This window comes from Thermodesulfobacteriota bacterium, assembly GCA_040754335.1.
Taxonomy (GTDB): Bacteria; Desulfobacterota_D; UBA1144; order Nemesobacterales; family UBA2774; genus 2-12-FULL-53-21.
The window spans coordinates 63,960-75,835 of sequence record JBFMCV010000008.1 but is presented as its reverse complement, the minus strand read 5'-3'; the positions used below and the strand labels follow the sequence as shown (position 1 = coordinate 75,835).

Sequence of the window (11,876 nt, the reverse complement as noted above, 5' to 3'; positions counted from 1 at the left end):
ATGGTTATACTGATAAGCACAGGACAAAACAGTAGTTGCATTCGCAATCAGTCAGCCGGATGATGTGGAACAAAAGTAAAAGAAATGAGGCCTAGATATTTATAGGAGGACATATCATGAATCAAGAAAAGAATTGCACGAGAAGGCAATTTATCCAGCAATCTGCACTCCTTAGCGCAGGGATATTGCTGGCAGCAGGTTTAAACGCGCAGTCTCTAGAACCTGGAAAAGGAAAAGATAAAATGGGAACCCGAAATCTCGGTAGCCTGAAAGTCTCGGAGCTGGGCTGTGGCTGCATGAGCATCAGCGGCGGCCATTACGGGCCGGGTGTAGACCGGGCCCAAGGCATCCGAGTGATTCGCGACGCATACGAGCGAGGCGTCACATTCTTCGACACGGCCGAAGTCTACGGTCCTTACGTGAACGAGGAACTGGTCGGCGAGGCTCTCGCGCCGGTCCGTGACAAGGTCGCCATCGCCACCAAGTTCGGCTTCAAGATCGATGGCACAAACGGGTTGGACAGCCGACCGGAGCATATCCGGAAGGTCGTCGAGGAATCGTTGAAGCGTCTCAAGACCGACCGCATCGATCTCTATTACCAGCACCGGGTCGATCCCACCGTGCCGATCGAGGACGTGGCTGGCACGGTCAAGGATCTGATCAAGGCCGGAAAGGTCCTGCACTTCGGCCTCTCGGAGCCGAGAGCGAAGACCATTCGCCGAGCGCATGCCGTTCAACCGGTCGCAGCAATCCAGACCGAATACTCGCTCATCGAAAGAAGCCCGGAACACAACGGCGTGCTTGAAGCCTGTGAAGAGCTTGGAATCGGCTTCGTTCCGTGGGGACCGCTGGGACAGGGATTCTTGCCCGGGAAACTGGATGTGAATGCACAGTCCACCTTCGACCCGAAGACCGATCTGCGAGCAGGGTTCCCACGCTTCTCCCCCATGGTCATGAAGAACAACCAGCCGATCATCGAGATTCTGACGACGTTCGGCGCCAAGAAGGGTGCAACGCCTGCCCAGATCGCGCTGGCATGGTTGATGGCGCAGAAGCCGTGGATTGTTCCGATCCCTGGCACGGGTAACATGGATCACCTGCGTGAGAACATGAACGCGGTCAATGTCCAACTCACGCCAGCAGACCTTCGCGAGATCGAGACGGCCTTCTCCCGGATCGAGATCTATGGCGGCCGCATGGATGCGAGACAGATGGCGCAGATCGGTCAGGATTGATGCACTTACGGAGGTGGAGCTATGAAACGCAGTTTTAGTAGAACAAGGGAATGCATGTTTTTGGTTCTCGCGGCGGTAATGATGTTTAGCCACTCCACCTGCGGCGCCGATGGAGGGAGCGCGGTTACGGCTCCTTCCGTTAAACCAGCCGAAGTAACTAATGAATCGGGAAAAGGTATGAAGATAAGAATAAAAGTTGGAGACAAGGAAGCGATAGGGACTCTTAATGACAGTCCGGCGGCGCGCGATTTTGCATCTCTCCTGCCGCTGACTCTTGATTTGGAAGATTACGTAAAAACCGAAAAGATCGGTTATCTCCCGCGAAAGCTAACGATCGAAGGCTCTGCCAACAATCCTGACAGTGATATTGCTTATTACGCGCCGTGGGGAAATTTGGCAATTTTTTACAAAGTTGTGCCCAGCTCTGGCAATGGGCTCATCATTCTTGGAAAGATAGACAGCAACAAGGAGATTTTTAATGTGCCCGGTTCGCTAAAGGCAACGATAGAGCTCGATAAAGAACAGGAGGTCAAATGAAAAAACTAATCATATTATCAGCACTTATTATTGGTGCAATCTCAGTGGAGGCTCAGGATATGTCCAAAGGAGCAGATAACTTTTACAAGAGCGACAAGGTAACCATGCAAAAGGTTACGTATAAAAATCAATACAACATGAATGTCGTGGGGAATCTTTTTATTCCCAAAGGTCTGAAGCAGAACACCAAAAATCCCGCAATCATTGTCGGGCATCCTATGGGCGCAGTAAAAGAACAAAGTGCGAATCTGTATGCCACGAAAATGGCTGAACAGGGATTCGTTACTTTGTCCCTGGATTTATCTTTCTGGGGAGAGAGTGATGGCCAGCCCCGCAACGCTGTTTCGCCTGATATCTATGCCGAGGATTTCAGCGCTGCGGTGGATTTCCTGGGCACCCGGCCGTTTGTTGACAGGGATCGGATAGGTGTTCTCGGGATTTGCGGCAGCGGGAGCTTTGTCATCAGCGCAGCCAAGATCGACCCGCGCATGAAAGCCATCGCGACCGTCAGCATGTACGACATGGGCGCTGCTAACCGTAACGCGCTCAGACATTCTTTGACCTTGGATCAGAGAAAGCAGATCATCAAAGAGGCAGCCGAGCAACGCTATGTGGAGTTCACCGGAGGTGAAACCAAATACACCAGTGGGACAGTGCATGAGCTGAATGAAAACACTGACCCCATTCAGCGTGAGTTTTATGATTTCTACCGCACTCCGCGAGGCGAATATACCCCCAAGGGCTCGTCTCCCAAACTCACGACGCACCCAACGTTGACCAGCAACGTCAAGTTCATGAATTTTTATCCGTTCGCAGACATAGAGACGATTTCTCCTCGTCCCATGCTTTTCATCACGGGTGAGAACGCTCATTCCAGAGAGTTCAGCGAAGACGCCTACAAGCTGGCGGCCGAACCGAAGGAGCTCTACATCGTTCCGGGTGCCGGGCACGTGGACCTGTACGACCGTGTGAATTATATACCCTTTGACGAGCTCACGTCCTTTTTCACCGAAAATCTGAAATAGGGGGGTGCGAGAAAGCATTTGCCGTTACGGAGCATAGTACGTCAGTCCAATGGTAGTCCCTGAGGCGAGAGCCACGACGATCAAACTGGTGCCGCGCTAAATAAGCTCTATTAGTTCAACCACCTGGTTTGGTTGTGACACCTCTTTATATCGCGGGCCCCGTCCTGAACCATGTCCTGAACTTGTTTCAGAATCTATTCAGGAAAGCCGCTCCTGCAGGCGTAAGATAAGATTCCCGGATCGGTGTCCGGGACGATAGTTCATTATTAATCGAGCCGGATACAGTGTCAACTACAAATATTTCTCCATCCACTTTCTGAGAATCGAGAGGACGTATTCCTTTTCTTCACCGGTGAGCGCGTGGGCGCGGGCGGGTATTCCGTGCCACTTCATGAGGCACTTCCTGCAGCATGTGGCCGTAGCGTGCTGGGCGATAAAGACGGGGTGGTTCCGCATGGGTGTCTGTTTGCCGTCCTTAGGGGGGTCGGCGGGGGCGAGGCGTTCGTCGATAAAGGCGCGTGCGTGATCCATTATAGTGTCTATTCCCTTATGTCTAAGGTAGATAAGTTCCTTCCCCCGGAGGGTGAAGCGGGAGCGGAAGGGGGATTTCTTCAGCCTGGCGAATAAGTTAGCGGGGTCGTGCATGGGGACTCACTATGAAATTGGTATCACCGACAGAATTGGATGTTTAGCTATTTTAATATAAAAAATCCACAGCTTGAAATTTATCCTGAACCTGTTTGGGAGTATGTATGAAAGGAATCGCGCCAAGCCTGTCCCGGGCTTGACCCGGGAACTCGCTCCTACAATAATGATACGCTATCTGAATCGTAGGAGCGGCTTCCAGCCGCGATACATTCAAATACACACCGCTGTTTAAACCGCAAGCACTGCTTTATAATATTCAGCCAGAGGCGGTTGAACAGACCAATGAACGGCGGCGGGATATTCACGACACGCGCTTTTCTGCTATACCTCATACCCGTGCTCATAGGGGCGGCCGTAGGGGTGCTGTTCCTGATCCCGGTGAACGCGCTCGTCTTTTATTTCGAGCACAGGCCCGTTGTGGGCTCGGCAATCGATTACGCCATGCACGAGCTTACGGCGGCTCTCGCGGGCGGCATGCCTCTTAAGACGCTCTTTTACGCGTGCGTGGGCGCTTTCCTCGGGCTCGTGTCCGCATTCCTTTACAGCGCGTTATACAGGAGCGCGCTCCATATTCGGAAGCTCTCCGGGGAGCTCGAGAAGGACGTGCTTGCGCTGATCGCGCACGGCGAGGGAGAGACCATCGAGTTCAAGGCCACGTTCAAATGGGACATCAGGGAATCGAGGGCGAGCAGGCTCGTCGAGGACGCCGCGCTCAAGTCTCTCGCGGGGTTTATGAACGCCGAGGGCGGGACGCTCATCGTAGGGGTGTCCGACGCGGGGGAGGTGACGGGGCTAGATCGCGACTACGGCATACTCAAGAGGAAGGACAGGGACGGCTTCGCGCAGGAGGTGATGAACGCGGTCTCGGAGAAGCTCGGCGCTGACGCGTGCCGGCTGGTGCACCTGGTGTTTCACTCCGTCTCGGGTAAGGATATATGCAGGATAATAACGAGCCCTTCAGCGAGGCCCGTTTACCTGAAAGAGGGGAACGACATGAAGTTCTATCTCCGCACGGGGATGAGCACGCGCGCGCTCAACATACCCGAAGCGGTCGAATTTATCTCCGCGAGGTGGGGGAAGTGAGGGATTGCTCAAGAAAAATCCTCCCTCATTTGGCTTATCTTACACATGTGTCGAGTAATACAACCCGGCAGTAATCAGCAAATGGCGTCCGATTGCGCGCTTGCTTGCAATCGTCCTCCTTTACTAAAGGAGGGAATGAAAACAAAGAGAGAATCTAGAAGCCGGCACCACTCACACCGTGCTCAGCTGATCGCAGTACTTGTCGAACGCCGAGATCGTGCTCTCGATTGTCTTCCTGTGGTACTTCTGCAAGTTCCTCGCGATTTTCTCGGCTTTACTTTTCTTCAACTCGATGATTTCCCTGTTGAACTCGCTCAGGTTCCGGATATGCTCGGAATAGGGGCTCAGGTGATGCTCAAAGGGTTTCACCATCGGATGGACTTCGAATACGTTCTTCATGAAATCGAGCACTCCCAGCTGCATGGCGAGCCACAGCTCGAGCTGCATATCCATGGCTTTAAGGGCTTCCTTAAGGAAATTCTTGTTTAACTCCATCAAACCTAGATACTGCTCTTTCGCGGCTTCAGTCTTCTCCTTCACCTTTTCTTCCACGCCGACAACTTTGAGTCCTGCAACACGCTTTTTCATATTGCCCCTCCCTAACGCTTTTTTAATTATTATATATGCACGCAGCGTGCCGTAAAGACTGCACTTATAAATTTAGTGATAACCGTGCGTTCTGCAGAACTTCCGGGAAAAGAGAGAGGGGGCCTGTGTAGTATGTCAGATTTTCTTACGCCGTCTGCGGGCTTGCCGGGTTCAAAAATGTCCGGCCTAAGATTCCGGCTCGGTTAGTCCCAGCACGTCGAGGAGTCTCTTCCGGAGCTCGTAAGCTTCCCTGGCGCGGCTCCGGGGGAATTTCTCGGGCGGGTACTTCTCGACCGCTTCCAGGAGCGAGGCGAGGCTGAACTCGGAGGCGTTCTTGACGACGAGCTCGAAGGAATGGTGTATGTCCACATCGAGCTCGATGAAGTCGAGGTGGTAGTGCACGGGCGGGTCGCACATGACGGTCACGGGACTGCAGAGGACGCCCCTCCCCCTTATGTCGGTGAAGTTCGCGAACGGGGTCGGCTGGTGGAGGTACCATTCGACCTTGTCCTTGTGCTTCACGAACTCGTCCATGAACTCGTCTACGGTGTTGATCATGCATTAGTTAGTATGCGCGGGGGGCGGGTAAATGCAAATATGGGGATGACGCAACTAAATGAAAATCCTCCCTGACCCTCCTTTACAAAAGGAGGGAATTAAAGAGAAAAACAATCCTCGAATCAACAGGAGTGATGAACCGCCTACGCTGTGAGACTCCGCCTGCGGCGGGCGTATATAAGCCCCGCGAGACCGAGCAGGCCTGCCATAGCGATCATCCCCCACTCGCCGAGCGTGGGGATGTTCTCGGAAACTTGCGCCACACATGTCACATCGTCGATCGAGAAATTAAAAAACCCCTCATTATCCACCTCGGCCGCCCTGAATCTGACAGTCGTACCCGCGAACTGAGACAGATCGAAGTTCAGAGTAGTGTAGCCTAGTGAAAACGGATCGCCCGGATTCGTTTGGAAGAGATTCAACAAAACACCCGCCCCAACGTCAAACGGGTCGGCCGCAGGATCCATTATGTCTATCCTCGCCTGCTGGTTGGGAGTGGTCTGGTAGGATAAATCTGACGCGGTAACAAACTCTTCGGCAGGATTCTCATAATAGACTATGACGGAGCACTCAGCCCCGCCGCCAGCCGGTATGTCCAAATCCTGATAAAGCACCTGGGAGCCCGGATCGCCCTGGTCGGTAACGGCGGCGAATTCACCAACGGGCGGCGGCAGTACAGTGTGGGAGCTTGCCGGAGTCAGAATCCCGCTGTAAACGAACCAGTCGCCTCCGCTCCCGGGCTCCTGAATCACGGTCCAGCCGGTGAAGTCACCCGTTTCGAAGCTCCCGTTCTCGATAAGCTCCAACTGAGCGTGGGCTTTCATAGACAGGAACGAGGAAAGTAATAAAAGTGATAAAATAATAGAAAAAGCGAAATATCGTTTCATGAATCATCCTCCTTGAAATTGCTCATATGAATTTTAATCGAATTTCTGATGGAATGAAACAGCACGGGATTAAAATAATGTGAAAGTAAGGAAGGATTAGTCGGTCCTTTGCCCTTCACCAAGTTTCCAACTCCCCAGTATTGTCGGGACTTCGCCAGGCAAACATCCGACTTCGCCCTTCGGGCTTCGACGGACGGAGAGGCGAACGGGATTATTACCCCCATCCTCACCTTCCCCCTGTGAGGGGGAAGGAAGTAGAAGAAAAGGTAAAAGACAGATTTCTCACGCTTCGGTTCGAAATGACAGGAATATTAAGGAATCCCCCGAGCGGAATGTCAATGAATGGAATAGAGCAGAGATAAACAACAATAGACGATGGGCATGAAAATTGCCAAATCGCGGAGAGAGTGACAATATTTGTCCTTTGCGCCGCCCCTGAGGTCGCAGGTCTGTGGGGAAAATAAGAAAATAGTGCATGATTGATATGAGTTATGTCTAAGGAAGTCGCGGAATTTTCAACAAATAATTGGCATATGATTTGCTTTACAAAATTACTAAGAGAGCAAGAGGCGCTACGATGAACAAACTAGATCTTATACTCTTAATCATAACGATGTCGTGCATTGCGTACATCGTCCATAAATGGTGGAGCAAAAGGCATAACTCTGTAATCAGCAGTCCGATCGTGGCGATCGTCCAGATAATGGGGATACTGATAGTCACGAAGGTGATAGCGGAGGTTCTGGATTACCATTTCCACCAATATCCGTTCGACTACACCCACATACTCATCGAAGTCGCCGTATTCAGCCTGCTTTGCGCTCCCCTGATTTATCTGCTCTACTTGAGACCATTATTTTCAGAGGTTAAAGAGAACACCAAGCTCACGAGTGGGATCATGGACAACGCCGCTGACGGCATACTCGCAATCGACGGACACGGGATAATACAATCGCTCAACAAGGCGGCCGAAAAGATGTTCGGATACCCGCCGAAAGAGCTCATCGGACAAAATATCAAAATGATAATAAGCGACGGTCACGGGAAAAATGGGAACGTCCTCCGGAAGCTATTGGCGACGGGCGAGACGAGCGAAGGTGATAAGATAATAGAAGCCACCGGGATCCGCACCGACGGATCGTGCATTCCGATCGAGCTCGCCGTGAGCGGTTACACCTCGCATAACAATCAGCATTATACCCTCATTGTCCACGACCTGACCGAGCACAGGAAGTCCGAGGAATTTTACATCAACCTCTTCAAAAATTCACCGATAGGAATCTACATAGCCCAGGGAGGGGGTTTCAATTTCGTCAACCCCCAGTTCCAGAAATATACGGGCTACAGCGAGGAAGAGCTGCTCGAAAAAACGAGATGCATAGACCTTGTTTACGAGGAAGACAGGGAGCTTGTGAGGGAGAATGCAATAAAGATGCTCAAAGGCGAGCGCACGAAGCCCTACGAGTACAGGGTCAAGACCAAGGACGGCGAAGTGAAATGGATAATGGAGACCGTAGCGCCTGTGGAATTCAACGGGGAGAGAGCGACTCTCGGGAATTTCATGAATATAGACCAGTACAAACATATGGAGAAAACGCTCAACGCGACGAACCAGAGCCTGTCCAGCAGGGTGCACGAGCTCGAGCGGCGTAACGAGCAAATCGAAATACTCAACGATATGAGCGAAGTGGTACAGTCCTGTCTGAGCGTGGAAGAAGCGTGCAAGACTATATCGCTTTACGCAAGCAAGCTCTTCCCTACAGATTCGGGGGCAATCTGCCTGATAAACGATTCAGGGGACCTCGTGGAGGAGGTATCCGCCTGGGGCAAGCAGGGACTTTCCAAACAGGCATTCGCCATCGACGATTGCTGGGGACTCAGACGGGGTGCCACGCATATCGTGAAATACTGCGAGACCGAGCTCAGGTGCGGCCACCTCGAAGACTCGCGGCCGTACGATTACCTCTGCATCCCGCTCATTTCGCAGACGAACACGCTGGGCGTCCTGTTCATAAGCGCGTACGCCGACAGCGTAAACTATCTCACGGAGAAAGGCTTTAAGAACAAGGCGCGCCTGGCGAAATCGGTAGCCGAATACGCCTCACTCGCGCTCAGGAACATAAAGCTCCAGGACAAGCTGCGGCAGAGATCGATACGCGACCCGTTGACAGGCCTCTACAACCGGGGCTACATGGTAGAGACGCTCGGCCGGGAGATAGCATACGCAAAACGCGCAAACGACGCGGTCGCAGTCATGCTGCTGGACGTCGATCATTTCAAGAAATACAACGATCGGCACGGGCACGAGGCGGGCGACACCGTGCTTACCACCCTGGCGAAGCTGCTGCAGGATAACGTGCGCTCAGGAGACGTCGCTTGCCGCTACGGAGGCGAAGAGTTCTTACTGATACTGCCGAAGATATCGCTCGAAGAAGCGGTCAAGAGGGCCGAGAGGCTGAGAAACAACGTTAAGAATATTCAGATCTTCCACGCGGGCAGAATGCTCGAGAATATCACGCTGTCGATCGGAGTGGCGGTATACCCGGAAAGCGCCGCATCGCCTTCCAGCCTCCTGAACGTGGCCGATCAAGCGCTGTACAGGGCGAAAGAGGAAGGGAGAGACAGGGTGGTCATTGCGGTATGCGAGGAAATCAGAAAGTACGGAATCGCGGAAAATGAGGACGCCGGCCGCGATAACGTAAGTTACCTGTGAGGGGGGGCAGGATTCCCTATTAAAACCCGCGTTTCACAACCGAATTAAAGGCCTGGAGAATCGCTACGCTGCGCGTACCCGCCTGCGGCGGGCGAAAATGAGGCCCGCGAGGCCGAGCGCACCCGCCATGGCGATCATGCCCCACTCGCCGAGCGTGGGGATCGGTCTTGTTACATCACGGGTACCGCATCTTACGTAGTCGATCGCGAAAAGAAAATAATTTAGCGTATCCACCTCGGCGACCCTGAACCTGACATTCGTTCCCGCAAACTGCGACAGGTCGAAATTTATTGTGGTATAACCTAACGATATCGGATCGCCCGGGTTCGTCTGGAAGATGTTCAATAACACCCCCGCGCCCACGTCGAAATCCCCCGCCGAAGGGTCCATTATATCAATTCTGGCCTGTTGATTGGGTTGCGTCGTATATGACAGATCGGGGGCAGTAACGAATTCTTCCGCAAAATTTTCATAATAAATTATCACGGAACACTCGCTCGATAATCCCGCCGGCACGTCTATATCCTGATAAAGGACCTGAGAGCTCGACTCCAGCTGGTCGGAGATAGCGGCGAATACGCCTACAGGCGGAGGCAAAACAAAGTGGGGCGAAATAGGAGCAACATCCCCGCTATAAACAAACCAGCTGCCCGCGCTGCCCGGCTCCTGAACTACTGTCCATCCGGTGAAATTCCCGGTCTCGAAGCTGCCGTTCACGAAGGGATCAACTTGAGCCTGAGCGCCGGTACCAGAAAATGATAAAGAGAATACGAGGAAAAACATTAATGATATAAGATGGAATATGCGCATCTGATCATCCTCCCGGGGCTTACTTGTGCTAATCTTAATCGAATTTCTGAAGAAATGAAATAGCCCGGGATTAAAATAATGTGGAATCAAGGGGAGAACGCCGGCCATTAAGCTTTTTGAAACGCTTTCGGGTCGAAGTGACTCGTTCTGTTAGCTTAAAACCAGGGATTTAAAAACGAGATCGTGAATAGATCCCGGATCACGTCCGGGACATGGTTCAGAATGACAATTATAGATTTCCCGTTTTGGTTTGTGCAGATTATATACGATGTCGATGTGAGTTATTTGTTATCAGCCAACAGCGACCGGTTCTTGCGCACGCTCAGAACTGTTGTTCGAAATGACGAGGTAGGGTTGATGCAGTGATGGTCGCGGCTGGAAGCCGTTCCTACGAGGTTCAGGGGTAATTTCGTAGGAGCGGGTTCCCGGGTCAAGCCCGGGACAGGCTTGCCGCGATTATTATGGTGGATTGACAGAATACACCGTGAAAACTTGATATTTAGATTAAACCCCTCCCGATTTCCAAGGAAAGCCTCGGAATTTAAAGCTTTCAATTAAAATACTTAAAATAGAGTATTAACATTTGCGTGAAAACAGGTTATAATTTGGGATAATTTAAAGGAGGATGTTCCATGACACGCCCGATCCTTCCGGTTATTGCGCTCATGCTGGTTTTCACCGCTTACTCTTACGGGGCGGACGCCCCGATGCCGGAGGGATACGGCGTCGTCGTGGATGTGCACTGGCCGTCGCAGCCCGGGCATCACAGGTTTAACGTGGGGAACGGGGACGTGGTCACGGGCAGGTACGGCTGGTACAGCCCGCCCGGAGCCATAGGCCCTGAGGACTACAACGTGCTCATTATCACGAAGCCCATAAGCAAGGCCCGCACGTACATCGTTTTCGAGGCGACGAACATAGACCCCGAGGTGCTCAAGAAGAAGCTCGGGAGGCTCGAGGGCGAGATAAGGGACGTGAGCGAGCACGAGGGCGCGCTCAAGCCGGGCGACACGGTGCACATCACGACTGAGGACTTTCACGGCCTAACCAAAATCACCCTCGGCTTCACGCGAGGTGAAGAAAACAAGCCCGTGGCCGAGTTCTCGTTCATCAACCACCTGACTAACCCGAGGACAGGCCCCCTGGACCCCGCCTACCCCTATATTCCGTACGTGTCGGAGATCGAGTAGGGATTGGTTTCTCCACAATTGGAATCGTTTCAGGACCCCAGGTCAGGAATTTCGGAAAGACAAAAACTTAGACCCTGAAACGAGTTCGGGGTGACAGTAAAAGAAGAGCAAATTAAATCCCCCTTAATCCCCCTTTTTCAAAGGGGGAATTAAACGCAACAAACAGATTTCTCCCTTTTTGATTTCTGCGGCTGAGAAGCGGTGTGGAAGCGGCAAATTCGTAATTAACCGAGGTCGTCCTACTTCTCGCTCGCTCGAAGCAGTGGTCGAAATGACAAGTATAAGATGAGATTGCCGCAGTCGTTTCCGGCTTCGCCGACGGCTACGCCGGGACAAGTCTGTCTGCGCTACCCTGCTTCGCTAATCACCATGCGGCTCATCCCCCTACGGCTCATAGCCTTCGGGCGACGTGCCGCAAGCAGCACGAACTGGTTTTATCACCCCCATCCTACCCTTCCCCCCTCAAGGGGGAAGGAATTATAAGGAAGGGGGAACGGGTTATCTTTGATGGAGGAATGAGAGGTGTAACCACCACCTTAATCCTGTTTTGTCTTATGCAACATTGAGCAGGTAGTTAATGTGCTTCTGTGCCTTTGTTACGA

Annotated in this window: 11 protein-coding genes; 6 read left to right on the top strand and 5 right to left on the bottom strand. The window is 52.4% G+C overall.

The features are described from left to right. Positions 1-242 precede the first annotated feature (242 nt). From AB1598_14280 to AB1598_14270, 3 genes are read left to right on the top strand one after another with little or no spacing between them, the layout of a single operon-like run. On the top strand, positions 243-1,235 hold the full coding sequence (locus tag AB1598_14280) for an aldo/keto reductase (protein MEW6146176.1): 993 nt from the start codon (positions 243-245) through the stop codon (positions 1,233-1,235). A 21-nt stretch (positions 1,236-1,256) separates the two neighbouring features. Continuing rightward, a complete protein-coding gene (locus AB1598_14275; protein MEW6146175.1) occupies positions 1,257-1,772 on the top strand; it encodes a cyclophilin-like fold protein in 516 nt (171 codons plus the stop codon). After that, a complete protein-coding gene (locus AB1598_14270) occupies positions 1,769-2,797 on the top strand; it encodes an alpha/beta hydrolase (GenBank protein MEW6146174.1) in 1,029 nt (342 codons plus the stop codon). The genes AB1598_14275 and AB1598_14270 overlap by 4 nt, the downstream gene beginning before the upstream one ends. 291 nt (positions 2,798-3,088) lie before the next feature. Here AB1598_14270 and AB1598_14265 read toward each other — a convergent pair whose 3' ends face one another. Continuing rightward, a complete protein-coding gene (locus tag AB1598_14265; protein MEW6146173.1) occupies positions 3,089-3,442 on the bottom strand; it encodes a DUF4186 domain-containing protein in 354 nt (117 codons plus the stop codon). Positions 3,443-3,715: 273 nt separating this feature from the next. Here AB1598_14265 and AB1598_14260 point away from each other — a divergent pair, with 273 nt between their 5' ends. Then, the gene (locus AB1598_14260; protein ID MEW6146172.1) at positions 3,716-4,528 is read left to right on the top strand and encodes an ATP-binding protein; all 813 of its coding nucleotides are present in this window, start codon (positions 3,716-3,718) and stop codon (positions 4,526-4,528) included. A 171-nt stretch (positions 4,529-4,699) separates the two neighbouring features. Here the strand turns inward: AB1598_14260 and AB1598_14255 are convergent, their stop codons facing one another. From AB1598_14255 to AB1598_14245, 3 genes are all read right to left on the bottom strand, one after another. Then, positions 4,700-5,116 (bottom strand): hypothetical protein, encoded by a 417-nt coding sequence (locus tag AB1598_14255; protein MEW6146171.1) that lies wholly within the window; start codon positions 5,114-5,116, stop codon positions 4,700-4,702. 186 nt (positions 5,117-5,302) lie between these two features. Beyond that, a complete protein-coding gene (locus AB1598_14250) occupies positions 5,303-5,674 on the bottom strand; it encodes a hypothetical protein (protein ID MEW6146170.1) in 372 nt (123 codons plus the stop codon). 143 nt (positions 5,675-5,817) lie between these two features. Further along, positions 5,818-6,561, bottom strand: a complete 744-nt coding sequence (locus AB1598_14245; GenBank protein MEW6146169.1) for an IPTL-CTERM sorting domain-containing protein — start codon at positions 6,559-6,561, stop codon at positions 5,818-5,820. A gap of 577 nt (positions 6,562-7,138) precedes the next feature. Here AB1598_14245 and AB1598_14240 point away from each other — a divergent pair. Further along, positions 7,139-9,274, top strand: a complete 2,136-nt coding sequence (locus AB1598_14240; protein MEW6146168.1) for a diguanylate cyclase — start codon at positions 7,139-7,141, stop codon at positions 9,272-9,274. A 63-nt stretch (positions 9,275-9,337) separates the two neighbouring features. Here AB1598_14240 and AB1598_14235 read toward each other — a convergent pair whose 3' ends face one another. Further along, positions 9,338-10,084: an IPTL-CTERM sorting domain-containing protein gene (locus AB1598_14235; GenBank protein ID MEW6146167.1), complete on the bottom strand. Its 747-nt coding sequence runs from the start codon at positions 10,082-10,084 to the stop codon at positions 9,338-9,340. Positions 10,085-10,716: 632 nt separating this feature from the next. On the opposite strand from AB1598_14235, the gene AB1598_14230 reads away from it, so the two are divergent. Continuing rightward, on the top strand, positions 10,717-11,274 hold the full coding sequence (locus AB1598_14230) for a hypothetical protein (GenBank protein MEW6146166.1): 558 nt from the start codon (positions 10,717-10,719) through the stop codon (positions 11,272-11,274). Positions 11,275-11,876: the final 602 nt, after the last annotated feature.

Coding starts and splice junctions, on each gene's coding strand:
- AB1598_14280 (MEW6146176.1), top strand. CDS start 243: ATGGGAACCCGAAATCTCGGTAGCCTGAAAGTCTCGGAGCTGGGCTGT.
- AB1598_14275 (MEW6146175.1), top strand. CDS start 1,257: ATGAAACGCAGTTTTAGTAGAACAAGGGAATGCATGTTTTTGGTTCTC.
- AB1598_14270 (MEW6146174.1), top strand. CDS start 1,769: ATGAAAAAACTAATCATATTATCAGCACTTATTATTGGTGCAATCTCA.
- AB1598_14265 (MEW6146173.1), bottom strand. CDS start 3,442: ATGCACGACCCCGCTAACTTATTCGCCAGGCTGAAGAAATCCCCCTTC.
- AB1598_14255 (MEW6146171.1), bottom strand. CDS start 5,116: ATGAAAAAGCGTGTTGCAGGACTCAAAGTTGTCGGCGTGGAAGAAAAG.
- AB1598_14250 (MEW6146170.1), bottom strand. CDS start 5,674: ATGATCAACACCGTAGACGAGTTCATGGACGAGTTCGTGAAGCACAAG.
- AB1598_14245 (MEW6146169.1), bottom strand. CDS start 6,561: ATGAAACGATATTTCGCTTTTTCTATTATTTTATCACTTTTATTACTT.
- AB1598_14240 (MEW6146168.1), top strand. CDS start 7,139: ATGAACAAACTAGATCTTATACTCTTAATCATAACGATGTCGTGCATT.
- AB1598_14235 (MEW6146167.1), bottom strand. CDS start 10,084: ATGCGCATATTCCATCTTATATCATTAATGTTTTTCCTCGTATTCTCT.
- AB1598_14230 (MEW6146166.1), top strand. CDS start 10,717: ATGACACGCCCGATCCTTCCGGTTATTGCGCTCATGCTGGTTTTCACC.